Source organism: Enterobacter sp. BIDMC 27 (assembly GCF_000534415.1).
GTDB lineage: Bacteria > Pseudomonadota > Gammaproteobacteria > Enterobacterales > Enterobacteriaceae > Enterobacter > Enterobacter hormaechei_C.
This window is the reverse complement of record NZ_KI973178.1, coordinates 2,029,626-2,055,243: the sequence shown is the minus strand read 5'-3', so window position 1 is coordinate 2,055,243 and position 25,618 is coordinate 2,029,626. Positions and strand designations below refer to the sequence as shown.

Here is a 25,618-nt window from a genome sequence, read left to right as displayed (position 1 = left end):
GCAGCGTATCAAGGCTCGTGTTTCAATCAGGGCTTTTACAATTGACGGGAGGAAAAATTTAGTGGCACGTCCGAAGAGTGAAGATAAAAAACAGGCCTTACTGGAAGCAGCAACGGCTGCGTTTGCGCAGTCAGGTATTGCCGCCTCAACGGCGTTAATTGCCCGTAATGCGGGCGTCGCTGAAGGGACACTGTTTCGCTACTTTGCTACCAAAGACGATCTGCTGAATGCCCTCTACCTGCATCTGAAGCAGGATCTCTGCCAGACCATGCTGGCGAATCTCGATCGCACCATCACCGAGCCAAAAGAGCATACCCGCAATATCTGGAACAGCTATGTAGACTGGGGCATTCGTAACCCCCTGGCGCATGCGGCTATCCGCCAGATTGGCGTCAGTGAAAAGCTGAACGCCGAAACCGAGCAGGCGGTGAAAGACATGTTCCCGGAACTGCATGAACTGTGTCGTCGTTCGATCCGCCCGGTGTTTATGTCTGACGAGTTTAAGACCTTCGGTGATGCAATGTTCTTATCGCTGGCTGAAACCACCATGGAGTTTGCCGCCCGCGATCCGTCCCGTGCCGTCGATTTTAAAGCGCTGGGCTTTGAAGCCATGTGGCGCGGGCTTGCTGAGGAAGATAACCATGGACAGTAAATCCTTGCAGGAACATGCCAGACGCGTCGCGCTGGAGATGCCTTTTACCGAACATTGCTGGCCGTTTGGCCCGGAGTATGACGTGTTTAAGGTGGGCGGGAAAATTTTTATGCTGATGGCGACCGCACACGGTCGGGCCCACGTCAGCCTGAAATCCGATCCGGAAAAATCGCTGCTCAATCAGCAGATCTACCGTGGCGTGGAGCCCGGTTACCATCTGAATAAAAAACACTGGATCTCACTTTATGGCACGGACGACATCACGCCTGAACTGGTCACCGACCTGATTACGGATTCGTGGAATCTGGTCGTTGATAAACTGCCGAAAAAAGATCAGAAGTGGATTCGGCCAGCCTGATTGTTCGTCTGAGACGAACAGAATAAGCGCTCGAATCGCACTTATCTTTTCCCGCTTCGCGCGGTAATCTGCTTTCCTTTCACGCCCGCCCGCGGGCGAATTTCATCACCAGGAGTTGTTATGGATATTATTTCTGTCGCCCTGAAACGCCACTCTACCAAGGCGTTCGACCCAGCCAAAAAACTGACCGCAGAAGAAGCGGAAAAAATCAAAACGCTGCTGCAATACAGCCCGTCCAGCACCAACTCCCAGCCGTGGCACTTTATTGTTGCCAGCACTGAAGAGGGTAAAGCGCGCGTGGCAAAATCCGCGGCGGGCACCTATGTGTTTAACGAACGCAAAATGCTGGATGCCTCTCACGTGGTGGTGTTCTGCGCGAAAACCGCGATGGACGATGCCTGGCTTGAGCGCGTTGTCGATCAGGAAGAGGCTGACGGCCGTTTCGCCACACCAGAAGCAAAAGCCGCGAACCACAAAGGCCGCTGCTATTTTGCCGACATGCACCGCGTGGATCTGAAAGATGACGACCAGTGGATGGCGAAGCAGGTTTACCTGAACGTCGGCAACTTCCTGCTGGGCGTGGCCGCGATGGGCCTGGATGCGGTACCCATCGAAGGGTTTGACGCCGCGATCCTCGACGAAGAGTTTGGCCTGAAAGAGAAAGGCTTCACCAGCCTGGTGGTGGTCCCGGTCGGGCATCACAGCGTGGAAGATTTCAACGCCACGCTGCCGAAATCTCGCCTGCCGCTGAGCACGATTGTGACTGAATGCTAAGCGCTTCTGGCACGCCGGCTATCGGCGTGCCCGTTTTCAGTAAAGCGTTATCTGCGGATGCTTTACCCCGCACACCAGCGCATAACGCGTTAATGTATCGAGACTCGCCCGGGTAATATTTGCTTCCATTCGTGATACCGTCGGTGCGCTGACGCCCATCCGCTCCGCCACCTGGGCGCGCGTCAGACCAGCATGATTGCGCCATTGCGCCAGCATCTCCCGCAGGCGTTCCTTGCGCTCTTCTGCATCAAAGGAAGCCTGAACTTCTGAATCGCTTAACAGTTCAGCTCTGAGTTCGTCCCAGTCAATAATCTTTTTGCTCATCCAACATCTCCTGTTGTCGTTTCAGTGCCAGACGGAGTTCAGCAGAGGGCGTTTTTTGCGTCTTCTTGATAAACACCCGCAGCAGAAAAATGGTTCTTTCCCGCTGATAAACGTAGATCCCACGAGTATGGATCAGCCCGACGGTTCGGATTTCGAACAAACCATTGGGTAAGGGTTTGCTGTCAGGTTCACGCAATACTGTCGGGTTGTTGCGTAATTTATCAAGCTGGCGAATCAGCTTCGCCTGTACTCCCGCAGGCAATGAGAGGATCTCCTCCCTGACTGCCGCATGAACGATAAGTCTGAACACTGTATTTCATCCCTGATAATATTAGCATGTAAGGCAATTTGCATTAAAGGCTAATTTTGCCTTTCGTGATTCACCTTACCAGCTTATTCCAGGCAGGACCGGATCCGCGTTGATTCCCTGAAAGCCCCTCGCAAAAAACTTATTTCCCCTGCTCCGCCAGCCACGCCATCGCCCTCTCCCCTGCCTCATCCACGGGTAAATAGACCAGCAGCCGCGATCCGTTTCGCGGCGCGGAGTACCAGTACATCTGCTGGAGATGAAAATCCCCCAGCTCGGGATGGGTGAACAGCTTGAGCTGGTTCTCCACGCCGCGCACGTCGTTACGCTGGTGCCACAGGGTTTTGAACTCTTCGGACACCGCAAAAAAACGCGCCAGCTTCGCTTCCCAGAGCGGGTCGCCACGGTGCTCAGCCATGGCCGCGCGGAAGTAGGAGACGAAAATCGGCAGCACGTCGTCACGTTTGCCGAGCCGCGCGCGCCACGCCGGATGGGTGAGGAACAGGTAAATACAGTTGCGATCTTCCGGCGGGATGGCGTTGAAATCGACGCCCATCAGGTGGCCGAAGCTGTCGTTCCACGCCACGATATCGAAATTCGGTTTCTGAATACTGGCAGGTTTCGGCATCAGGGTATCCAGCAGGCGACGCGTGCCTTCGCTGATCCCCTCGCAGCACACCGCCTGCGGGGCTTCGCCCGGCGGCAAACCGGCGAGCACAAAAAGATGCCGGGCTTCGGTCGGGGTGCATTGCAGCGCTTTTGCGATGGCGGCCATCACCGCGCTGGACGGATTGACGTCCCGGCCCTGCTCCAGCCAGGTGTACCAGGTCACGCCGACATCCGCGAGCATCGCCACCTCCTCCCGACGCAGGCCCGGCGTGCGGCGGCGGCCGCTGCGCGGTAAGCCGAGGCGCTGCGGATCGAGGCTTTCGCGCCGGGCTCGCAAAAACGCGCCCAGCTGCTTGCGGGTGTCATCCTGGAGAGAGGTGACAGGTTCAGACATCAGCGTCATAACATCTCCTGCATGGTAGTGTCAGTACCAGTATAAGCAAGAACTGGTACCCGTTTATCAGATGGTTGATGCTACGACTCTACGCTGTTTGACGCAATGGAGTCACCATGAATACGTCAGTTGTTTCACCGGGTCGTGCGGGCCTGATACTGCTGTTAACCGGCCAGATGCTGCCGCTGATTGATACCTCAATCACCAACGTGGCGCTGGATTCCATCACCCATTCATTACACGCCACCGCCACCGAACTGGAGCTGATCGTCGCCCTCTACGGCGTGGCCTTTGCCGTCTGCCTGGCCCCCGGCAGCAAGCTGGGCGATAACCTTGGCCGCCGTCGCCTGTTTATGTGGGGCGTGGCGTGTTTTGGCCTGGCCTCGCTGCTGTGCGGCATGGCGGGCAATATCGAACAGTTGCTTGGCGCGCGCATTCTTCAGGGCGCGGGCGCCGCGCTGATCATGCCGCAAATTCTCGCGACGTTGCATGTGACGTTAAAAGGATCGGCACACGCCAGAGCGATCAGCCTGTTTGGAGGTATCGGCGGAATTGCGTTTATCGTCGGCCAGATGGGTGGCGGCTGGCTGGTGTCGGCGGACATCGCCGGGCTGGGCTGGCGCAACGCCTTCTTTATCAACGTGCCGATTTGTCTGGTGGTGCTGGCGCTGAGCCGTCGCTACGTGCCGGAAACCCGCCGCGACACGCCGTCGCGCATTGACTGGACCGGGACTGTCCTGCTGACGGCAATACTGTGCTGTCTGCTGTTCCCGATGGCGCTCGGCCCGCAGTGGCACTGGTCGTGGCCGCTGAAGGCCGCACTGCTGGCGATTGTGCCGCTGGGCTGTTTGATGGTGCTGAACGCGCGCAAAAAAGAGCGTGAGAATGCCCACCCGCTCATCGCGCCACGCCTGTTACAGCTGCGCAGCATCCGCTTTGGCGTGCTGATCGGGATACTCTTTTTCAGCGTCTGGTCCGGGTTCATGTTCTGTATGGCGCTGACCATGCAAAGCGGTCTGGGGATGGCGCCGTGGCAGTCCGGGAACAGCTTTATCGCGCTTGGCGTCACCTATTTTATTTCTGCCTGGTTCGCCCCACGCCTGATTGCCCGCTACAGCACCAGCGCCATCCTGCTGACCGGGCTTGCGATTCAGCTTGTCGGCCTGGTGGCGCTGATCGCCACGTTCCGTCACTGGGGAATGCAGAATACCGCGCTGACGCTGGCCCCGGCCACCGGGCTGGTGGGTTACGGGCAGGCGCTGATTGTAAACAGCTTCTACCGTATCGGGATGCGCGATATTCAGCCTGACGACGCGGGGGCCGCGAGCGCGATTTTAAGCACGCTGCAACAGGCTGCGCTGGGGCTTGGCCCGGCCATTTTCGGCGCGATTTTGCTGCACGGGCTGCAAAATCATCACGGAGATTATACCCAGGCGGTCAACGTCTTCCTGATGGTGGAAACGGCCATGATGGTGGTGCTGGCGCTGGTCACGCTGCGTATGCGTCATCGTCTGTGTTTACCGGTCGTCAAGGCCTGTCCGGCGACAAAATAAAACTGCCTGAATTTGCATAATAGATCCGCAGCCGCCATTATGGGGCTGCATCAATACAGGAGACGTTATGCAGGAATTAATTGCTCAGGTTGAAGAGTTAGGGATTGAAATTAATCACACCACCTCTTTAGTGATTATCTTTGGTATTATTTTTCTTACGGCCATTATCGTTCATTTTATTCTGCACAAAGTGGTGCTGCGCGCATTCGAGAAACGCGCCCAGGCCAGCAGCCATTTATGGTTGCAGATCATTACGCAGAACAAATTATTTCACCGTCTGGCGTTTACCCTCCAGGGGATAATCGTCAACGTTCAGGCGGTTCTGTGGCTGCAAAAAGGCAGCGAAGCGGCGGAATTACTCACCACCTGCGCGAAATTGTGGGTGATGGTTTATGCCCTGCTCTCCTTCTTCTCGTTGCTGGACGTGATTTTCAATCTGTCGCAGAAAATGGCCACCGCCTCGCAGCTGCCGCTGAAGGGGATATTCCAGGGCGTTAAGCTGGTGAGTGCCATTCTGGTGGGGATACTGATTATCTCCCTGCTGATCGGTCAGTCACCCGCCATTCTGATAAGCGGCCTGGGTGCGATGGCTGCCGTTCTGATGCTGGTCTTTAAAGACCCGATACTGGGCTTAGTGGCGGGCATTCAGCTCTCCGCCAACGACATGCTCAAGCTCGGCGACTGGCTGGAGATGCCGAAGTACGGCGCCAACGGCACGGTGACCGACATCGGCCTGACCACCGTTAAAGTGCGCAACTTCGATAACACCATCACCACCATCCCGACCTGGGCGCTGGTGTCCGATGCGTTCATCAACTGGAGCGGCATGTCCGCCTCCGGTGGTCGCCGCATCAAGCGTAGCCTGAATATCGATACCACCAGCATTCATTTCCTCGACGAGCAGGAGCAGCAGAAACTGATTCAGGCGAAACTGCTGAAGCCGTATCTGGCGGCGCGTCATGAGGAAATTAACCTGTGGAATCAGCAGAACGGCGAAGGGGAATCGGTATTAAACCTGCGCAAGATGACCAATATCGGCACCTTCCGTGCCTACCTGAATGAATATCTGCGTAACCACCCGCGCATTCGCAAAGATATGACGCTGATGGTGCGCCAGCTCGCGCCGGATGCCAACGGGCTGCCGATTGAAATATATGCCTTTACCAACACGGTGATCTGGGCGGAATACGAAGATATTCAGGCCGACATCTTCGATCATATTTTCGCGGTGGTAGATGAATTTGGCCTGCGTATTCACCAGTCGCCAACCGGAAACGATATTCGCTCGCTGGCTGGCGTCATCGCCAGATAATCAGGAGCTGGCGCGGGAAATAAAGCGCCAGTCCATCATGACCCTTTCCGTGGGCGCATCCGGGTTGTCGATCTTATTTAACAGCAGATTGACCGCCTTGCGCCCGATATCCCGTGACGGCTGTTCAATAGTGGTGAGTGAAATCATCTCCGCCAGCTCAGTGCCGTCAAAGCCGACCACCGCGATATCTTCTGGCACCCGCAGCCCTGCCTGCTGAATGGCGCGCAGCGCCCCCGCCGCCAGCGTATCGGAAACGGCAAACACCGCATCCGGCGGGTTTGCTTTTAACAGATTTTGCATCGCCGCCATGCCCGCACCAGAGCTGAGCTCACTGGCGTACTCCACCGCCTGATAATCCAGATCCCGCAGGTGTATGACGCTCTTATAGCCGCGCTCGCGCAGACGGGCATATTTGTAGCTGAGGTCGTGGTTGATGAGCGCAATGCGTTTGCGTCCCCCGTCGGCAAGCTGGCTGACAACGTGCTGGGAGGCATCAACATCATTAATCCCCACGCAGGAGACCGCGCCCGCATCGGCGTATTCAGCGCACTGCACCCACGGCGCGTTGCCAATCAGCGCGGCCAGCTCCGGCAGTTTCGAGAATGCATCCATGGTGATAATGCCGTCGACGATTTTGCCGGAGAGCAGGCTTAAGCCCGAGCGGGAGCGCTCAATATCCGAGCCGGAGTTGCAAAGCAGAATGCGATAGCCGTTCTTTTCTGCCTCGGCTTCAATGCCCTTCACCACTTCGGCGCAGAACGGGTTGGCGATGTTCGAGACCATCACCAGGATCATATAGCTGCGGGCAGTGCGCAGCTGACGCGCCAGCAGATTGGGCTGATAGTTACTCTCCTGGATCGCCTGCAAAACGCGCTCGCGGTTTTTCGCCTTCACGGTATCGCTGTTATTCAGTACGCGGGAGACCGTTGCTACGGATACCCCGGCCAGTTGAGCGATTTTCTGAATTGACATAGCGACGATACATCCTGCGGTTAGCGTTTTGTGCAGGCTACCATAAATTGATTGCCCGGCGAACCGGGCAATGCGTCAGTATTCCACGCGCACCCAGCGCTGCTGCTGATGACTTTTCATAATCGCATCAATGATATACATCACACAGGCGCCATCGTGGAAGGTGGCAAACTGCGGATTATCCGGCATCGCGCCCGCCTGCACGGCACGGTAAAACTGCGCCATCATATTTTTAAAGGCATCCGGCCAGCCTTCAATGTGCCCGCCGGGGAAGTGGGCGCTGTCGGCCACGTCACGGTTCATAAGGCCCGGATCGTCGCAGAGTATCTGGTTTGCCCTGGCGCGATGGCCGACCCACAGCTGCTGCGGGATTTCCTGATCCCACGCCACCGACTGCTCGCTGCCGTTAATTTCAAAGGTCAGGCGATTTTTTCGCCCCGCGCTCACCTGCGAGACGCTAAAGCTGCCCTTGCTGCCGTCGTCAAAGCGGAACAGCACCGAGCCAAAGTCTTCGGTGGTGACCGGTTTGTCTTCATACTCCGCCTGCTCGTCATGGGAGAAGGTCTGATGACCGCCCGCGCTGGCCTTGCGCGTCGGCCAGACGGTGGATAAATCAGCCATCACCCCGGTAATACGCCTGCCGGTCACATACTGTACCGTATCGCACCAGTGGGAGCCGATGTCCGCCACCGCCCGCGACGCGCCGCCGAGCGCGGCATCCACCCGCCAGTTGTAGTCGGTTTCCAGCAGCATCCAGTCCTGTAAATAGCTGCCGTGCGAAGCAAACAGCCGCCCGAGGCTGCCCGCACGCATCATGCTCGCCGCCTGGCGCACCATCGCAAACTGGCGATAGACAAAACTCACGCCATGCACCACGCCTGCCTGCTCCGCCAGCGCCACCAGCTCGCGCGCCTCGTCCGGCGTCATGCACAGCGGCTTTTCGGAAAACACGTGCTTGCCCGCACGCAGGAGCTGGCGGTTAATCTCCGCGTGCAGGTGGTTCGGCGTGCAGTTGTGCACCGCGTGCAGATTAGGGAGCGCGAGCAGTTCCTCCACGCTGGCACAGGCGTGCGGCACATTGAGCTGGTGCGCCTTTTCCTGCGCCTTAACGAGCGAGCCGTCACAGAGCGCGACCACCTGCACAAACCCGAGACGCCTGAGCGCCTCGATATGCGCCGGGCCAATAAACCCGCTGCCGATAATCCCGACGTTAATCATGGCTGCCCCCTGCGGCGAAATCATCAAACGCCCGTCCGGAAACCGGGATGATATGACGGCGGATAAATTCGCTGCCCTCACTCGCGCCGGTATCGCCATCCTTCAGGCAGCACTCCCACTCCAGCACCGCCCAGCCGTCGTAGTCGTACTGGGTCAGCTTGCTGAAAATGCCCTTAAAGTCGATCTGTCCGTCGCCGGGCGAGCGGAAGCGTCCGGCGCGGTTGATCCACGGCTGGTAGCCGCCGTAGACGCCGCTGCGCCCGCTGGGGCGGAACTCGGCGTCCTTCACGTGGAACGCTTTAATGCGCGCATGGTAGATATCGATAAAGGTCAGATAGTCCATCTGCTGGAGCAGCATATGGCTTGGATCGTAGAGAATATTACAGCGCGGATGGTTGTCGACCAGCGCCAGAAAACGCTCGAAGGTGACGCCGTCGTGCAGATCTTCCCCCGGATGCAGCTCAAAGCAGACGTCCACGCCCTGCTCGTCGAAGGTATCCAGAATCGGCCGCCAGCGGGTTGCCAGCGCCTGGAACGCCTGCTGAAAGCGCTGCTCGTTGTGCGGCGGCCACGGATAGAAAAACGGCCAGGCCAGCGATCCGGAGAAGGTGGCGTGCGCTTTCAGGCCTAATCGGGCCGAGGCGACCGCCGCCTGCTTCAGCTTTTCCGTCGCCCACGCCTGACGCGCCGCCTCGTTACCGCGCACGGAAGCAGGGGCGAAGTGGTCAAACGCCTCGCTGTAAACCGGGTTTACCGCCACAAGCTGCCCTTCCAGATGGGTCGACAGCTCGCTGATGACCAGCCCGTGCGCGGCCAGCTTGCCCGCGATTTCATCGCAGTAGGCCTGACTCTCTGCGGCTTTCTCCACATCAAAGATATGCGGATGGTTGCAGGGGATCTGCACCGCTTTGTAACCCTTCCCCGCCGCCCATCCTGCCAGCCCGTCGAGCGTGTTGAAGGGCGCTTCCCCGCCAATAAACTGCGACAGAAAAATGCCAGGTCCTTTCATTGTCCTCATACCACCTCCTGAACATTACGCCTTGTCATCGTCATACTTAAACGTGAGAAGGAAAATCAGCGCGATCGCCGCGGCAGCCACCGCCGGGATCCACCAGAATGTGACCCACGCCTGCGGCACGGTCTGCCCTGCCACCAGACGGTTGTAGAGCGCGCCGGAAATCTGCGAGCCGAGCAGCATGCCGATGCCGTAGGTGAACATCACGATCATGCTCTGCGCCTGACCTTTCACCTTTTCGCCCGCCACGCGGTCGGTGTAGATAAAGCCGACGACAAAGAAGAAATCGTAGCAGACGCCGTGGAGCAGAATGCCGAGATACAGCAGAATGCGCCCCTCCTCGCTGACGCCCAGCGCGAACATGGCATAACGCACGAACCACGCCAGCATGCCGATCAGCAGCATATATTTCACGCCCAGGCGGCGGAACAGCAGAGGGATGACCAACATGAAGACGATCTCAGACATCTGCCCGAAGGACATGGCGGTGCTGACGTCGGCAATCCCGGCATCCGCCAGATACGAGGCGGTGTAGGCGTAGTAGGTGCCGAGCGGGACGGAGATCAGCATCGCGCAGACGGAGAAGACGAAGAAGTGGCGGGTTTTAAGCAGCGCGAAGGCGTCCGCGCAGAAGAGATCCCGCACCTTTACCGGCAGGCCTTTCGCCGGGGCGGGCGTGTGCGGCAGCGTCAGGCTGTAGATCGCCAGCAACACGGAGCTGACCGCCGCCACCTGGAAGATGGTGACGCTGGACGCCACGCCGGTGACGCCGATGAAAATGCCCGCCGCGATCCAGCCGATGGTGCCGAACACGCGCACTACCGGGAAGGTTTTATCCACGTTCGCCAGACTGTGAAACGCAATGTTGTTGGTCAGCGCCAGCGTCGGCATATAGCAGAGCGTGTAGCCAAACAGCAGGCCAATCAGCAGCGCGCCGTTCTCAGCAATCAGCGCCCCCGGCACGAACCAGAGGATCGCCGCGCCCGTGAGGTGCATCACCGCCATCACCTTCTGCGAGGCAAAGAAGCGGTCCACCAGCATCCCGAGCACGAACGGCGAAAGAATGGAAGCGATGGGTCCGGCAGAGAACGCGTCGCCAATCAGCAAAGACATGTTGTGCCGGGTCATCACCAGGCCAAGCGTGACCGACCAGCTACCCCAGATAAAAAATTGCAGAAACATCATCAGCGACAGACGCGGCACCAGCAGCCGGTGCTGCGTTATCGCCTTTTCACTACTCTCAGTTGACACCATGATAAGCCTCACCCGGAAAAAGTAATCGATTACAAATTCGTTCAAATGAAAAGTAATCGATTACAAAACAAAGATCCTGTGGATCAAAACAGAATTGGGAGGGGAGTCACGATAAAGGTGAAGGGGAGGTGCCGGGTGACGGCTGCGCCTTACCCGGCCTACTAAATAACGTCCCCGAACATGTAGGCCCGGTAAGCGCAGCGCCACCGGGCGTGAAGGCGGGTGCGGTCTGGTTTGGTGCGGTCTGGTGCCCTCACCCCGGCCCTCTCCCACAGGGAGAGGGAGAAAACCGCGCTACTTTTTGCGTGAAAGCTTAAACGCGATAAACAGGAACACCACCCACACCGGCAGCAGCATCGCTGACAGGCGCATCTCATCCATGGTGCACATCAGCACCAGAATCAGGCCGAGGAAGGCGATACAGAGGTAGTTCCCCGCCGGATAGAGCAGCGCTTTAAACTGCGTCTCGCGCCCCTTGCGTCGCATCGCCGCGCGGAAGCGAAGGTGCGCCAGGCAGATCATGATCCAGTTCAGCAGCAGCGTGGCGACAACCAGCGCCATCAGCAGGCCAAACGCCTCTTTCGGCAGCAGATAGTTAATCAGCACCACCAGCGAGGTGATAGCGCCAGACAGGAACAACGAATTGATCGGCACGCCGCGACGGCTGACGCGGGTGAGGAACTTCGGCGCGTTGCCCTGTACGGAGAGGCCAAACAGCATGCGGCTGTTGGAGTAAACCCCGCTGTTGTAGACCGACAATGACGCCACAAGAATGACGAAGTTCAGCGCCGAAGCCACCACGTTGCTGTTTAAATCGTGGAAAATCATTACGAACGGGCTACTGTCAGATTTCACTTCTACCCACGGATAGAGCGCCAGCAGCACCACCAGCGAGCCGATATAGAACAGCAGGATACGGTACACCACCTGGTTGACCGCTTTCGGAATGCTTTTGTGCGGATCGCGCGCTTCAGCTGCGGTGATGCCAATCAGCTCCAGCCCGCCGAAGGAGAACATAATGACCGCCAGCGAGAGGATCAGCCCTTTCCAGCCGGTCGCCAGAAAGCCGCCGTGCTGCCACAGGTTGTCGATGCTCGCGCGCTCGCCGCCGTGGCCGGAGAACAGCAGCCACAGGCCAAAGCCGATCATGCCAATAATCGCCAGCACCTTGATCAGCGCAAACCAGAACTCGGTCTCGCCATACAGGCGCACGTTCACAAGGTTAACGGCGTTAATGATGATGAAGAAGGCCGCGGCCCAAATCCACGTCGGCACGTCCGGGAGCCAGTACTGCATATAGATGCCGGCGGCGGTCAGCTCTGCCATGCCCACCAGCACGAACATCACCCAGTAGTTCCAGCCGGAGAGGAAGCCTGCGAACGGCCCCCAGTATTTATAGGCAAAGTGTGCGAAGGAGCCGGACACCGGCTCTTCAACGACCATCTCGCCGAGCTGGCGCATGATCAGGAAGGCGATAATCCCGGCGAGAGCGTAACCCAGCAGAACCGCCGGGCCAGCCATTTGAATGGCGGGGCCGATGCCGAGAAACAGCCCGGTACCGATCGCGCCGCCAAGGGCAATTAACTGAATATGTCGATTTTGCAAACCACGTTGCAGCGTCGGACTCTGATCCGACGAAGCTTCAGCGCTACCATGGCCTGAAGCGGATGACGCGTCTTTCACGCCCTACCCCTGTCTCTTTTTTAGAAGGGGCACGTTTTAACACTTCATGCTGGTGGTAGCAAGCTTAACGCCGGGCCAGCGCATGCGCCCGGCGGATAAACGTCACGACCCGATGATCCCGCCGTCCGCTTTGGTAATCACCACCGTTGACGATCGCGGACGCCCGTTCGGGCTGGCGTCTGGCCAGTTGGAAACAGCGCGCGGATTGGCCGGGTCGGTAATATCATCCCCGCTCTCCCCCGGATGCTGAATGTTGATAAACAGCGTGCGGTTGTCCGGCGTAAACGCAATGCCGGTGATTTCACATCCGCGCGGCCCGGTCAGAAAACGGCGATACTCGTTGGTGCCCGGAATGGTGGCGACCATCTGGTTATTGCCCATCCCCTCGTACGCTTTCTTATTGATGGTGCTGGAGGAGACGTCGGTCTGGATCCACAGGACGCCCTGGTGATCGAACGACAACCCATCAGGGCTGCCGAATGCCGCGCCCTGCATGGAGCCTTTGGCCTTCGGATCGTCGCCGTCGGTACGCCCGGCCATAACCAGAATATCCCACTTAAAGCGTGCGGCGGCAGGATCGGCACCCTCTTCGTGCCAGTGCATGATGTGACCAAACACGTTGTTGGCGCGCGGGTTAGCGGCATCGACCGGTGCCTTCCCCTCTTTACCGCGATCGCTGTTGTTGGTGAGCGTACAGTAGACGCTGCCGCTGGCGTGCGGATCGACGGCAATCCACTCGGGACGATCCATTTTCGTTGCCCCCACCGCGTCGGCCGCCAGGCGGGTTTTGATCAGCAGATCGCCCTGGCTTTCAAACCCGTTGCTTTTATCCAGGCCATTTTGCCCGAAGATCAGCGGCAGCCAGTCGCCGCTTCCGTCCTGGTTGAACCTGGCGACGTACAGCGTGCCGGACGTCAGCAGCTGCATATTGGCTTCCCGGTTCGCGGGATCGTATTTTTTGTCGGAGACAAACTTATAGATGTACTCAAACTTCTGGTCGTCGCCCATGTAGACCACCACGCGATTATCGGCGGCGAGCGTGACGGCGGCCCCCTCATGCTTGAAGCGGCCCAGCGCGGTGTGCTTGCGCGGGGTGGAGGTCGGGTTGTAGGGATCGATCTCCACCACCCAGCCGAAACGGTTGGGTTCGTTAGGGGTTTTATCGACGCTGAACCGCTCATCCACCTCGTTCCAGCGATAGGACTCATCGCTGTCGCTAATGCCGTAGCGTTTTTCCAGCGGATTGAGATCGGCTTTTTTCACAAAAATGTCCGACCAGTTCTCCTCGCAGGTGAGATAGGTGCCCCAAGGCGTGTGGCCGTTGGCGCAGTTCTGCATGGTGCCCAGAACGCGTTCCCCCTGCGGATCGGCGGCGGTTTTCATTAAATCCTGATGCCGCGCCGGGCCGGTAAGCTGCATCGGCGTATTGACGGTAATACGCCGGGCGAAGGAAGACGGACGCACCACCTCCCAGCCGCTGCCCGTTTTTTTCACTTCCACCACCGACACGCCCATCGCGTTCTGCCCCTTGCGGGCTTTATCGAGGCTCCAGTTCGCCGTACCGTCGGTAAACAGCATCCCGTTATCGATGTATTCATGGTTCAGCGCCAGCAGGCCATGTTCCGGGTTTTGCGCCCCCTGCGGCAGGCTAAACCACGCCATGCCATCGTGGTGCATACCCGCCTGCACAGCCTGTTCGTCTGTGGTATTGCTGGCGTCCGGCTTAAATGCCGGCATGTTGTCTTTGATTCCCGTCGGATCACCCCAGCGATAGAACGGGCGGGCAATATAACCTTCTGGCACCCTGACCGTGTCTTCCGTGGAGACGTCGATGCTGGTAAAGCCCAGGGAAACCGCTTTTGCCAGCGCGGAAGACTTCGATACCGCGGCAATGGCATTTTCGGGTGTGATCAGATACGGGAATGATACGGCGGCCCCCGCTACGGCCCCCATCTGGAGAAAACGGCGGCGGGAGAGGAACACCTCTGCAACCTCGGAGAATACCGGGTTAGCGCTGCGGTTACTGATATCGTCGCGATGTTCTTTTTTAAATACGGATTTGAGGGGTCTGCCCATAGCGGCTTCCTGTCATTGGCCAAGAGGTAAGGATGTGGCGACCAGTGTAAGAAGCTTTTATTACAATTTTATAACACGACAACGAAGGGATTGGGGCGTCCCTGCCCCGGATAACGAGGTGGAACGCTTAGAACTCGTAGCCAACCGAGACCTTAAAGGTACGCGGCTCGCCCTGAGTGATGTAAGTACCGGAATCATCCACGCTTGACCAGTAGTTCTCGTTGGTCACGTTGTCGATGCCTGCCCGCACGGTCATCTGGTTTTCATTGTGGTTCACCGCGAAGCGATAGCGCATGCCCAGATCCAGCGTGGTGTAGCTGTCCAGCTTTTTGGTGTTCGCAAGATCGGCATACTGCGTGCCGGAGTGGTTAACGCGTGCGGTCGCCGTCAGGCCTTCAATCGGCTTGATATCGTACTCTGCGCCCAGCACGGCGTAGAAGCTCGGAATACCGATCGCATCGTTGCCCTGATTGACGCCGTTTTTGGTTTTGGTCAGCTCGGCCTGCAACCAGGTGGCGCTGGCATTCAGACGCATCCCAAGCATTGGCTCGCCGAAGACGTTCAGCTCCACGCCGCGGTTACGCTGTTCTGCATCCAGGCCGTAGTGACCGCTGTCGTCAAGGATCGCCGACGGCATTTTGATCTCAAACAGCGCCAGGGAGCCGCCCACGCGGCCAAAGTCCGCCTTTACGCCCACTTCGTTCTGCTTAGAGTGCACGATACCGGTGCTCTGGCCGTAGTTAGTAGCAGTGTTCGGCGCAGTTTCACCGGGCTGTAACGCCTCGGTGTGGTTGGCGTAGAGGGAAATTTCCTCCCACGGTTTATAGACTACGCCGTAGGTTGGCATCCAGCGGCTGCCGTCGAAACCGTCCGCGTCGTTTTCCGCGCCGGTGATTTTGTTGTACCCGCGGATGACAACTTTCTGATGACGTGCGCCTGCGGTGAACAGCAGCTTGTCATCCAGCACGCCCAGGGTATCACTCAGCAGCCAGCCCTGCGTGCGGGTGCGCCCGCTGGTCAGCGGATCGCTGTATTTACCGCCTGAGCCGCTGAAGTTACTGCTGTCCGGCATATCAACGCCGGTGTTGTGGTAGATGTTGGTGGTCGGATTATCCGCCGCGGCCGACATTTTCCACGCGATTTTTTCGTTTTTGGTCATCGCCGAATACCCGACGTTCACCTTGTGCGAGACGAAGCCGGTAGTGAAGTTACCGCGAATGCCCGCCATGCCGCTGACGGAATCGCTGATGCGGTTGGTATCAAGGCGGCTGACCGTCGCATTACCGCTCTTATCGAGGAGCTTCGGCGCGCTGTAGATCCCTTCTTCGTGCGCGTGCTGCGCGCCGAGACCGGTATATGCCGTCCAGCTATCGGTGATGTCATACTCGCTGCGCCACATCCCGAACTCGTTTTCGATATCGCTGTAGGCCCACTTCTGCGAGAAGTTGCGATCGTTCTTCGGCGGCTCAGGCACAAAGTCCACCGCCGAGATGTTGACGCTGGTTGGGCTGCCGTGGAAGGTTTTTTTCTGGTAGCCCAGGTCCAGCGAGGTGCGGAAGCGGTCGCCTTTGTAATCCAGGCCGGTGGAGAGCAGCGTGGTGCGGCGGCGGTCGTTCGGCACGCCGGTTTCCCCTTCGCGATGCACGAGGTTCACGCGCGCGCCAAACTGGTCGTTATCGCCAAAGCGACGACCCGCATCCAGCGTGGTGCCAATCTGGGAATCCGAGGTGTAGTCAACGCCCACTTTCGCCTGCGGGGTGTCGCCCGCGTGTTTTGGCTCAAGGTTGATCATCCCGCCCACGCCGGAGCTTGCGGCGCCGTTCATCAGGGAGTTGGCCCCTTTGAAAATCTCGATACGGTCAACCATCTGGGCATCCACCACCTGACGCGGCAGCACCCCGGACAATCCGCCAAAGGTCATATCGTCGCCGTCAAACTTCAGGCCGCGAATGCGGAAGGTTTCCGCGCTGTTGCCGTAACCCTGAACAAATTGCACGCCCGCGTCGTTGGCAACCACGTCAGCAATGGTTTTTGCCTGCTGATCTTCCACCAGCTTCGAGGTGTAGCTGATGATGTTGAACGGCACGTCCATGGCGTTCTGCTGACCGAGCATACCCATGCGCCCGCCGTTCGCCACCTGGCCGTCGAGGAAGGCTGGAAGCAGCTGGTCACCACCGGGTTTGAAATCACTCCCCGCCGTGGACTGGACCACGATGGTGTCCTCTTTTTTCTCATCCGCCGCAAAAGCGGAGTGTGTAACCGCGCCGATGGCAATCGCCAGCAGCGTTTTGTGCATTGTGGTGTTGTTCATAATGAGCTCTTAACGTGCGCGCAAAAATGACCCGTTGTCGGGCCTTAAAAGTTATTAAAAGAAATGCAAATGAGAACTATACGCATTATGAATGCGTAATCAAGTGTCAACGGACATCTCTGAGCGAGAAGAGACAAGAAACAAGGCTGGCGGGAGGTATGGCGCGCAACCACCCCGAAACAGGGGTGGTTGCTAAGGCATTATTTTTTCTTGAAAATATCGGCGGTACCGTGAATTTTGTTGTTGGTATTACCGGAAGTCAGCACCAGAACATCAGCACCTTCTTTATCGGCTTTCTCGATCAGCTCTTTTTTCGCGTCGTCTACCGAGACTTCATTGGAAGTGCTAACCGTACCGATTTTTTCATACTGTGATTCCACTTTCTCAAACTCGTTTTTCGTCAGCAGTTCAGCCGCAAAGGTATTGGTGGTAAACAGAAATGCAGTGCCCATCAAAATAGCAGTCGTTTTTTTCATAACCTTTTTCCTTGAGATTAATCAGCAACTACGAAAAGCCCCACGAGTAAGAGTGAGGTGATATGAGCATGGTAGAGGAATAGCAAAATTGCCATAGGGTAAGAAAAATACTGTTATAACAGTCAATTGTGCTGTGAAAAATGTGCGTTAACGCTACTTTCGCGAGGGGTGTTTCATGGAGAAAATCAGCAGGACGTCGCGCAGGCGGCAATCTGTGAAATTTAATGGCACGCCCTGTAGGATTCGAACCTACGACCTACGGCTTAGAAGGCCGTTGCTCTATCCAACTGAGCTAAGGGCGCACGGAGAAGAGTGTACTTCGCGGTGGTGAAACGCCTGGAATTATACGGTCAATGCGTAGTGAGTCAATGCCTTTTCCGCCTTCTCTGGCGATAATGACTAGCTGATTGTAAATACGGCTGTTTTTTCAACATTTATCCCTCTTTTACGGGCTGCGAAAAGGCTTAGCCGCTTTTAAGTAACGCCTGCTGTTTTCCTGTTTACTTCACCTTCACACTGTCCAGCGGTAACCCGGCCGCCTGGAGGCTGGAAGTGAACAGGACGACGGAGTGACAGCGCCAGACCAGACAGGTTTTCCCTCGTGCGTGCAGCACATCTCACACGATATTACAGGCATTAAGCTTGAACCCATTGTCGCCCTCTCATCTTCGCGCACGGTGGGGGCCGAAGTGCTCAGCGTGCTGTCGCCGCATCAGCAAAACGAAAGCTTTTTCCAGGACTGGTCCGCCGCCCGGGCGCTTATGCTGCTGGAAGCACAGATCGCCGCGTTAAAAAACCCCTTCCCCTGTGACAACCTTTTCATAAATTTGCCGATAACCGTTCTGACCATACCGGAAATGTTCCAGCGTTTACTGCAACTTAACAGCCCACCGCTGAACATTGAACTCGTGGAGCCTGCCTCGTTCTTTACACTCTCAGACCCGGCGCGTCTGAGGGTGAGTTGTGCGCTTCAGCAGTTGACCGCGCGAGGACACCGGATCTGGCTGGATGATATTGATGAAGCGTCAGGGCACGCATTTTTATCCTGCCGCCTGCCATTAAGCGGAATAAAAATCGATAAGATCGCTTTCTGGCGTTTACGTGAAACGCCGGCGCTGACACAGCTGGTCACCCTTTGTTCAAAAATCGCTGCGAATGTGCTTATTGAAGGCATTGAAACAGAACGGGACCGTACTTGCGCGCTTCATGCTGGCGCGCGCTTCGGTCAGGGATATTATTGGCCATCCTGGAGATGGCAGGAGGACTGAACGGTCATCGCCAAGAGGGAAGCTATGCGAATGACAGTGCGCCGTTACCGGCGTCGTCGGACAGGAAGTGATTCACTGGGTTCTACGCACTCGCCTTTTGCTCTCCCATTTTTTGATCGTCTCGAATATTTGAGCCAGTCAATCAACCAGACCCGCAAAACCGATGCTCCCTTTATCATTCTGGTCACACAGGATAATTTTTTCCGTTCCGGTTTACTGAGCGGGCAGTCGCCCCTGAGCAATTGCTGCGACTATTCCACGCTGGAAGCCGCCCTCAGTGATTTAAATCACTGGCCTTCATCGCGTCTGGTAATAGACATTGAGAGCCGCGCCTCGCCGCTCATCGACCTGCTGGACCGATTACGCCGCCACAGCCTGTTCGCCCCCTACCTGACACCCTACCTGCTCGTCCGCGCCGATGATTATGATGCTCGCCTGTTTTGTAAAGCGGCTGGCCCTTTTCATGTGCTTGAACGCCAGCTAACGGCGCTGGCTATGCAACAAACCTTGCTGGAAGCACCGTCACCGGCCGGCAACCGCAAAGAGTGGTTTTCACGGGATGAATGGCCGATTTTACAGGCGCTGTCGCAGGGGAGCTCCTTGCGGCAGATCGCGCAGTTACAGAACCGCCCCTACAGCCGCATTATTTACCGTCTCAGCTGCATCCTGGCGAAACTTGGGCTGAATCATCGTCATGAGTTGCTACATCTTCTCAACAACCTCTCAGATTTCACGTATTAACGTATTCAGTAACTTCTTAATTCCTAAAGACCTTTAGGAAATTACTTAGGATGTATGTTAAATTTTTGTGTTTTTTAACAAAACTTTCGATTTTATAACTATTCCTAATTCCAGGTCTTAAACCATGCGAAATGCTGCCGGTACGCTCAACGAGAGTGATTTTATCCATGCGTTAAGGTTCTGGCGCTTCAGTTAACAGGATGATAATGGTGTAAAAACAAGCGATTCACCTGTAAAAGAATGCGATGAGAGGTGAAGAAAACAGCAGATAGTACTGTTCTGTTGTTGGGAACGGCAATTTGCCAGGAGGCGTTTGAAACGGAGAGATGACGCACGAAATGGCGGATTTCAGGGATGGCAGGCAGGCGGGATGCTGGTTGTCACAGCCTGCTCGCTGTTAACATTCATTTAACATACAGTAAAATCGTTTATTTTTTGTTATTACATAAAGATGAAAGTGTGTGGTAAATGCAATATCAGGACATTTTTGCTAATTTTAAAAAGTTAGTGATTCAGATCCAGAACATAATAATCAGCAATATATGGATATTAATTTACAGGCTTTTCGGACAATACTTAAACGGTATAATAAGACGTGTTTGACACGCGAATAAGAAAAATCATTTTGCCATAACCAGCCTTATGAGATAACTGCGCTGAGGCATTGATATCACCACTACGTAAACAAGGATGCTTTCGCTCTTCCCAGGGACATTTACCGTACAAGGATCTGCGCAATTATCCTTCCGGCTTTTCGAGAGTTTTAACAAAACTCAGCATAACGCTTTTAACAATCTGAGGCATAAAAAATGAAACCGGCATCCGTTATCATTATGGACGAACACCCTATCGTCAGAATGTCGATAGAAGTCCTGCTACAGAAAAATAAAAACATCCAGGTCAAACTGAAGTCAGGCGACAGCCACGAGGTGCTTGACTGTATACGCAACCACCCCATTGACCTGGTCATTCTCGATATTGAAATGACGGGCACGGATGGGTTCGTATTACTGAAAAGAATCAGGAACTTAAATAAAGACATTAAGGTTCTTTTCCTCTCTTCGAAATCTGAAGCCTTCTACGCAGGACGCGCCATCCGCGCCGGGGCAAATGGTTTTGTCAGTAAGCGAAAAGATCTGGGGGAAATTTATAACGCGGTGGAAATGATCCTGACGGGCTATTCCTTCTTCCCCTCAGAAACATTGAGTTTTATAAACCATCTGGGCTCGCGGACGGGCGCCGCTGTGGATATGCCATTATCAAATCGTGAAGTGACGGTTCTGCGATATCTGGCGAACGGATTATCTAATAAGGAGATTGCGGATCAATTATTACTTAGCAACAAAACAATTAGCGCCCATAAGTCTAATATCTTTTCCAAGCTGGGCGTGCAAAGTATCGTTGAATTAATTGATTACGCGAAAGCGCACGAATTACTGTAATCCTACCCTCTCCCTGCAACATATAACCGTTACAGGGAGAGTGGATACGATTAATTATAATTAATCATGAAAGTTGCATCGGCGTCAGCCCGTCCCGGCTGCGGGTTATCCGCCGTGGCGATATAATTGGCATAAAACGACAGTTCGGCATTTCCCTGCGCATCTACCGCCACCGTCTGGCTGGCCTGCTGCAACGCGAGGCGCGTTTTATCCCGGTCGAGGATCTCCACGGCCACGTTGCTGGCCGCGCTGGCATCATTCAGCGCCAGCAGGCTATTATCATGCCCGTCCATCTTCCCCGTAAATGTGACCGAAGCCGCCCCCGGCGGACATCCGGTCAGCTTCAGGGTGAACGGTACAGGCTGCGTCCGGCTCCCCGTTGTGCGAAGCTGTTTCGTGGGCCAGGTGCCGAGCGTGACGGTTTTATTGCTGTCGTCCCCCTCCGCCACGCAGGTAAAATCCACGATATTGCCGTAGAGCTGAATGTTAATTTCCCCAAGCGCCGTCTCTGCGTGTGCAGGGGAGCAAAGCGCAAAGAGCGCGACGGCTAAATACCGCATTCCGTTTCGCATACCTGCTCCTTAGTCGTAGTCGACGCGTAAATAGCCGCGAGAGGTAAAACGCCCCTCGGCAGGTTTTTTACCGGTTACGCTGACGGGCCACGCGCGGATCCCCACCTGCGCCTGAGCGCTGTCGTCCAGACGGAACGGGATTTTGCTGGTCAGGTTGTTGGGCGTCAGCGGCACGCCATTACTGTTGGCAATCACAAAACCCACATCCGCGTTATCGGAAACCAGCGTACTGCCTGAAACCTTCTCCGCTTCAACACGCATCGTGAGCATGGCGTTCGCCTCGACGTTGGTGCATTTGATGCCGATGGTTTTGCTTTGCGCTGAGATCCCCTCCGGCTTATTCCCGATGCCTGCTTTACTGAACAGGGAGGCGCCGATGTCTCCGAAATCGAACTCCACCACATTCCCGGCATTAATTTCACAGCTCTGAGGTACCTGAATAGTCCCGCTGTAGCTGATGGTATAAACCGGCGTGGTGAGCGGATCCGAGGAGGTCGTGGTGACGTAAACCCGGAACATGGTCGCCCGGGGGATCACCACCATATTGATAAAGCGTCGGGTCACTTTAAGCCGGAAGACGAGGCTGGAATCCTGTACGCCAAACGGTTTGTTTTTAGACACATTCGGGTGGCTCCCCATCTGAATGTAGCTTTTGGGCGGATAAAACGTGCCAGCGTAGCTGTCGGTAATTTTCATCGCCCCGTCCAGATAGTCGTTTAGCTTCAGATACTGGTAGCCATCGCTGGTGCCCGTAACAGGGAAATCGGTAACATAGCTGCGCTTGGTGGTGTTCCCGGACGTTCCCTTAGGGCAGACGGCGTTGACGCCCACCCACTGGGACTTCTCGCTGAGCGTGACAATCTGCCCCACCTGGTTATTGGAGCTGTTAAATTTATCCGTCAGGTCGTAATACACCTCCGTCGGCACGCCATTTTCATTGACGCAGACCGTGGCGAAGGCCTCAGATAGCGGAAAAAACGCCAGCAGGGATAGCCCCAGATAATGGATTTTATTCACAGCGGATCCCCTTAAGTGTGATCGCCTGTTGCAGGCTTTGTTCTGGCAGGCTGTAGGGCGCACGACACTGGGACTGTTTCCCGTCTCCCCACTGAATCAGCAGTTCTCCGCTCAGCGGCAGCCCGCTCAGGTAAATCTGACCGTCATCTCCCACCATGCTGGTTACGCCGCTCTGCGTCTCACGCACCACCGCCCCAAACGGTACAGGCTGGTTATCACGCTTCACGGTGAGCAGCGCACGCACGCCGATGCGGGTGTCAAAACTGGCGCGCACCAGCGCACCGTTCGTCGGCACGACGCTGGAAACGTTATTTTCAATGTCGGTGTTGTTGCTCATGGTGTTGGTGTCCAGCGCCACGCGGTTGTATCGGTACACCGTGGCGTACGGCATCACCGCATAGCCACGCCAGTCTGTTTTGACGCCGGTCTGGTTTTCGACGCTCACGCCTGACGCGCCCGGCGCTTTGATCAAGACGTTGGTATCGCCCAGCGGCTGACTGAATGTGATGCCGTCTGAATGCCCTACCACGCCGCCGGAGAGCTGCCAGTTGAGGTCGTGCTGATCCCGGGCGTAGTTGTAGCCCACGCCCAGCGTGCCGTACGTCGCCTGCCAGTTAGCGCTGGCGCTGCCGCTGGCACCGTTATTGCTGGTGTGACCCTGCGTGACGCTGTAGTTCAGGTTACGATCCTGGAGCAGCGTTCCGCTGATCCCGGTCTGCCAGCTGGTATCACCGTCGCTGTTACGGCTGGCAGAGGCTGTGGCATAGGCCCGGTCGATCGCGTTATCGCGACGGTAGCCGTGACGGGTGAACAGGCTGAACGGGACGGAGACGTTGAACGAGGCGATCCGGTCGGTTCCGTCAATGCCGACGGCCTTGTTCCACGACCAGGATAAGGCGTAGCTGACCCCTTTCACCCCGCCCGCGTAGCCAAGCTGATACCAGACGTTGGATTCGCTGGTGCCCCAGTAACTCTGCTGGCTGCCCGACACGTACACCGAGCCGTAATCGCCGAGAGACTGGGAGATATTGAGCTGGAAACGCCCTTTTTTATTCAGCGTCAGGTTGTGATAGCTCTGCACGTCCGGCACGCCGTCATCGTCCTGATCGTCGCCATACTGGTAGCCTTCCATTGTGCGCCAGGCCACATCGTCGAGGGTGTAGAAGCCTTTGGTCGAGTAGCGATAGCCCAGCAGCTGGAAGTTGGTGCCGAATCCGTTAAGAGATTTTGCGTACAGGAACCGCAGGGACTGCCCTTCATGGCGGCTGTCATCGGCAAGCTGGCTGCGGGCATGGGTGAGATCAAGTGAAACCGCCCCCCAGTCACCGAGGTTTTTACCCGCGCCAATGGCGATGGCGGTATAGCGCGAGGCCAGCTGCGTTCCGCCGTACAGCGTATAGCCGTCGGCAAGACCCGCAATCATCGTACCCTGAGTAAAGAACGGCGTGTCCTGCTCGCTGTTGCCGCTGCGATAGTCCCCTGCCACCAGATCGTATTTCCAGCGTCCTTCACGCTGGAGCAGCGGAACGGTGGAATACGGGACGGTGTAGCGCTGCTGGCTGCCGTCCCTCTCTTCCACCGTCACCTCCAGGTCACCGCTTGAGGAGGTCGGGTTAAGATCAGTTATCGCAAAAGCCCCCGGCTGCACATAGCTCTGGTAAATCACGTATCCGTTCTGGCGGATCACCACTTTGGCAGGGGTGCGGGCGATTCCGCGCACGGTAGGCGCGTAACCTTGCAGGCTGTCCGGGTACATACTGTCGGACGAATAGAGGCGACCACCGCGAAAACCAACGCTGTCGAAGACATCGTTACCGGTGTTGCTGTCGCCAAGCACCAGCTCGCTTTTCAGCGGGATGATCGTACGCTGCGCCCAGGTACCAATATTTTGCCAGCTGCTGTGCCGCTGGCCGTTGCTTTCGGTATAACGCCACGCGCCGTTATTGCGTAATCGCCAGGCGCCATAGTTCAACCCGCTTTGCAGGTTCAGATAGTAGCTGTCGTCGTCGCTGCCCCGGTTGCCGGTAAAGCTGTAGTTCAGCAGCGCGGCGGGGATGCCTTCATCCCACTGTTCAGGTGGAATATACCCGCGGGCGCTGTTTTGCATCGCCACCTGAGGCAGGCTGACGTTCAGGCGCAACGAGGCGAAGTTGAACGCCGTTTCGCTGCCCGGAATAGCCGTGGTGAGCGGAACGCAGGTATCGCCCTGCACGTTGCTCAGTTCCGGGAAGGCGGCGATATTGACGCCAAAGCGATCGAGCATCGCGCGCGTAATGCACGGCGACAAACCGCCCGCGACCGGCGGCGTGTTGTCAGCTTGCTCAAACCGCACGTCCTGCGTGCCGATAAACTCATCGTTACGCCAGATATCGACGCGATAGACGCCCGGTGCTTGCTGGTGGCCTTTTTCAAAACGCGACAAATCCGCCACGTTCGCCGTGTCATCGGAGAGAAACGCCGGGTTAAAGTAGCTTTCGCCCCAGCCAGCGAGTGGCCAGAGCGTTGCCATCAGTGCCAGCGCAACCGGGCAGTAACGCCATTGAGTGTTCATCGCCCTGTCTCTGCTCACAGGCTGACGCTACGCGCCGGCGTAATGGCGCCATAGTCATTCACACTCTGCCAGGAGAGCGTGCCGCTCGCAGCGGCAGGCAGCACCTGCTGCGCCGAGCTTTTAGGAGCAACCATCAGGTTATCCAGCGTCTGACCGCCGAGCTTCAGATTGACCAGCGTGACGTAATACGGCGAGGCATTGCTCACCTTAAGATGGTTGCCGACGCGCTCAAAGCGCAGCTGTGAGAGCGCCTCTTCCGGCGGCATCGCCAGGTTAGCCGGGCGAACAAACAGCTTGATACGTGACAGAATAGCCAGTTGCAGGACGTTGTTGCCGTCCTGATGTTTTTTGCTGACGGAGGGAATCGCTTTGACGTTCATGTAAAAGAGCGATTCGCGATCGGCAGGCAGCGCCGGGCCTGCGTAGATAATGCGCAGGGTGTTTTCGCTGGCCGGCTCGCTGACAAACAGCGGCGGCGTGACGGCAAAGGTTTTTTCCTTTTGCCCGTTGGCATTTTCTATCCACGCGTTAATTAAATAGCGCTCTTGTTTATTGCTGTTGGTGATCGCCAGCGACGTTTGTTTGGCATCGGCCGGATAAATAACGCGCGTCGCGCCCAGCGCAATTCCGCCGGACGCATTCGCGCTGGCAGAAACCATCATCAAAATAAAAGATAAAAACAGTCCAGGTTTAATCAGGGTGTTCATCACAACCGTACCTTTAATAATTAGTTCGCAGG

The 25,618-nt window shown here is 56.6% G+C and carries 23 protein-coding genes and 1 tRNA gene; 8 read left to right on the top strand and 16 right to left on the bottom strand.

All coding sequences use genetic code 11. The annotated features are described in order from the left end of the window. The first annotated feature begins 61 nt into the window (after positions 1 to 61). The 3 genes from L463_RS12880 (at position 62) to nfsB (ending at position 1,784) form a co-directional block, all read left to right on the top strand. Positions 62 to 652, top strand: coding sequence for a TetR/AcrR family transcriptional regulator (locus tag L463_RS12880; protein ID WP_003858882.1), 591 nt, complete (start codon positions 62 to 64; stop codon positions 650 to 652). Then, positions 642 to 1,010: an MmcQ/YjbR family DNA-binding protein gene (locus L463_RS12885; protein WP_003858883.1), complete on the top strand. Its 369-nt coding sequence runs from the start codon at positions 642 to 644 to the stop codon at positions 1,008 to 1,010. Before L463_RS12880 ends, L463_RS12885 begins: the two co-directional genes overlap by 11 nt. A gap of 120 nt (positions 1,011 to 1,130) precedes the next feature. Beyond that, positions 1,131 to 1,784, top strand: coding sequence for an oxygen-insensitive NAD(P)H nitroreductase (nfsB, locus tag L463_RS12890; RefSeq protein WP_003858884.1), 654 nt, complete (start codon positions 1,131 to 1,133; stop codon positions 1,782 to 1,784). A gap of 36 nt (positions 1,785 to 1,820) precedes the next feature. Here the strand turns inward: nfsB and L463_RS12895 are convergent, their stop codons facing one another. The 3 genes from L463_RS12895 to L463_RS12905 all read right to left on the bottom strand — a co-directional run bounded on the left by L463_RS12895 (position 1,821) and on the right by L463_RS12905 (position 3,427). Next, a complete protein-coding gene (locus L463_RS12895; RefSeq protein ID WP_015571209.1) occupies positions 1,821 to 2,108 on the bottom strand; it encodes a helix-turn-helix domain-containing protein in 288 nt (95 codons plus the stop codon). After that, positions 2,089 to 2,418: a type II toxin-antitoxin system RelE/ParE family toxin gene (locus L463_RS12900; protein WP_017382553.1), complete on the bottom strand. Its 330-nt coding sequence runs from the start codon at positions 2,416 to 2,418 to the stop codon at positions 2,089 to 2,091. The genes L463_RS12895 and L463_RS12900 overlap by 20 nt, the downstream gene beginning before the upstream one ends. A gap of 139 nt (positions 2,419 to 2,557) precedes the next feature. After that, a complete protein-coding gene (locus L463_RS12905) occupies positions 2,558 to 3,427 on the bottom strand; it encodes a helix-turn-helix transcriptional regulator (protein ID WP_023296063.1) in 870 nt (289 codons plus the stop codon). A gap of 107 nt (positions 3,428 to 3,534) precedes the next feature. Between L463_RS12905 and L463_RS12910 the strand changes: the two genes are divergently transcribed. Continuing rightward, the gene (locus tag L463_RS12910; RefSeq protein ID WP_023303238.1) at positions 3,535 to 4,971 is read left to right on the top strand and encodes an MFS transporter; all 1,437 of its coding nucleotides are present in this window, start codon (positions 3,535 to 3,537) and stop codon (positions 4,969 to 4,971) included. 67 nt (positions 4,972 to 5,038) lie between these two features. Beyond that, positions 5,039 to 6,283: a mechanosensitive ion channel family protein gene (locus L463_RS12915; RefSeq protein ID WP_015571212.1), complete on the top strand. Its 1,245-nt coding sequence runs from the start codon at positions 5,039 to 5,041 to the stop codon at positions 6,281 to 6,283. On the opposite strand, the gene L463_RS12920 is transcribed toward L463_RS12915, so the two are convergent. From L463_RS12920 to L463_RS12960, 9 genes are all read right to left on the bottom strand, one after another. After that, positions 6,284 to 7,255 (bottom strand): LacI family DNA-binding transcriptional regulator, encoded by a 972-nt coding sequence (locus L463_RS12920; RefSeq protein WP_015571213.1) that lies wholly within the window; start codon positions 7,253 to 7,255, stop codon positions 6,284 to 6,286. A 75-nt stretch (positions 7,256 to 7,330) separates the two neighbouring features. Then, entirely contained in the window at positions 7,331 to 8,473 is a 1,143-nt protein-coding gene (locus L463_RS12925; protein WP_032103892.1) for a Gfo/Idh/MocA family protein, read from the bottom strand. After that, positions 8,466 to 9,491 (bottom strand): sugar phosphate isomerase/epimerase family protein, encoded by a 1,026-nt coding sequence (locus L463_RS12930; RefSeq protein ID WP_032103893.1) that lies wholly within the window; start codon positions 9,489 to 9,491, stop codon positions 8,466 to 8,468. The genes L463_RS12925 and L463_RS12930 overlap by 8 nt, the downstream gene beginning before the upstream one ends. A gap of 15 nt (positions 9,492 to 9,506) precedes the next feature. Next, positions 9,507 to 10,742, bottom strand: a complete 1,236-nt coding sequence (locus L463_RS12935; RefSeq protein ID WP_032647590.1) for an MFS transporter — start codon at positions 10,740 to 10,742, stop codon at positions 9,507 to 9,509. A gap of 294 nt (positions 10,743 to 11,036) precedes the next feature. Further along, on the bottom strand, positions 11,037 to 12,425 hold the full coding sequence (gene pheP, locus L463_RS12940) for a phenylalanine transporter (protein WP_032103895.1): 1,389 nt from the start codon (positions 12,423 to 12,425) through the stop codon (positions 11,037 to 11,039). Between the two features lie 102 nt (positions 12,426 to 12,527). Continuing rightward, positions 12,528 to 14,501, bottom strand: a complete 1,974-nt coding sequence (locus L463_RS12945) for a PhoX family protein (protein WP_032103896.1) — start codon at positions 14,499 to 14,501, stop codon at positions 12,528 to 12,530. A 127-nt stretch (positions 14,502 to 14,628) separates the two neighbouring features. Next, positions 14,629 to 16,812 carry a TonB-dependent receptor gene (locus L463_RS12950; RefSeq protein ID WP_032103898.1) on the bottom strand — a complete coding sequence of 728 codons (2,184 nt, stop codon included), beginning with the start codon at positions 16,810 to 16,812 and terminating at the stop codon, positions 14,629 to 14,631. Between the two features lie 200 nt (positions 16,813 to 17,012). Next, a complete protein-coding gene (gene yahO, locus L463_RS12955; RefSeq protein WP_017382562.1) occupies positions 17,013 to 17,288 on the bottom strand; it encodes a DUF1471 family periplasmic protein YahO in 276 nt (91 codons plus the stop codon). Between the two features lie 225 nt (positions 17,289 to 17,513). Beyond that, positions 17,514 to 17,590, bottom strand: a tRNA-Arg gene (locus L463_RS12960). A 303-nt stretch (positions 17,591 to 17,893) separates the two neighbouring features. Between L463_RS12960 and L463_RS12965 the strand changes: the two genes are divergently transcribed. From L463_RS12965 to fimZ, 3 genes are all read left to right on the top strand, one after another. Continuing rightward, entirely contained in the window at positions 17,894 to 18,556 is a 663-nt protein-coding gene (locus L463_RS12965) for an EAL domain-containing protein (protein ID WP_032103899.1), read from the top strand. A 24-nt stretch (positions 18,557 to 18,580) separates the two neighbouring features. Then, positions 18,581 to 19,297 (top strand): helix-turn-helix transcriptional regulator, encoded by a 717-nt coding sequence (locus tag L463_RS12970; RefSeq protein ID WP_017383240.1) that lies wholly within the window; start codon positions 18,581 to 18,583, stop codon positions 19,295 to 19,297. Between the two features lie 809 nt (positions 19,298 to 20,106). Further along, the gene (gene fimZ, locus L463_RS12975; protein ID WP_003858901.1) at positions 20,107 to 20,739 is read left to right on the top strand and encodes a fimbria biosynthesis transcriptional regulator FimZ; all 633 of its coding nucleotides are present in this window, start codon (positions 20,107 to 20,109) and stop codon (positions 20,737 to 20,739) included. Between the two features lie 50 nt (positions 20,740 to 20,789). Here fimZ and sfmF read toward each other — a convergent pair whose 3' ends face one another. The 4 genes from sfmF to fimC are packed head-to-tail and all read right to left on the bottom strand — an operon-like array spanning position 20,790 to position 25,586. Beyond that, a complete protein-coding gene (gene sfmF / locus L463_RS12980) occupies positions 20,790 to 21,311 on the bottom strand; it encodes a fimbria assembly protein (protein ID WP_023296055.1) in 522 nt (173 codons plus the stop codon). A gap of 9 nt (positions 21,312 to 21,320) precedes the next feature. Then, complete coding sequence (gene fimH, locus L463_RS12985; RefSeq protein WP_023296054.1) at positions 21,321 to 22,328, bottom strand: type 1 fimbria D-mannose specific adhesin FimH; 1,008 nt, start codon at positions 22,326 to 22,328, stop codon at positions 21,321 to 21,323. Continuing rightward, the gene (locus L463_RS12990) at positions 22,321 to 24,879 is read right to left on the bottom strand and encodes a fimbrial biogenesis usher protein (protein WP_032103900.1); all 2,559 of its coding nucleotides are present in this window, start codon (positions 24,877 to 24,879) and stop codon (positions 22,321 to 22,323) included. The genes fimH and L463_RS12990 overlap by 8 nt, the downstream gene beginning before the upstream one ends. 14 nt (positions 24,880 to 24,893) lie before the next feature. Then, positions 24,894 to 25,586: a type 1 fimbria chaperone FimC gene (gene fimC / locus L463_RS12995; protein WP_017383236.1), complete on the bottom strand. Its 693-nt coding sequence runs from the start codon at positions 25,584 to 25,586 to the stop codon at positions 24,894 to 24,896. Between the last annotated feature and the right edge of the window lie 32 nt (positions 25,587 to 25,618).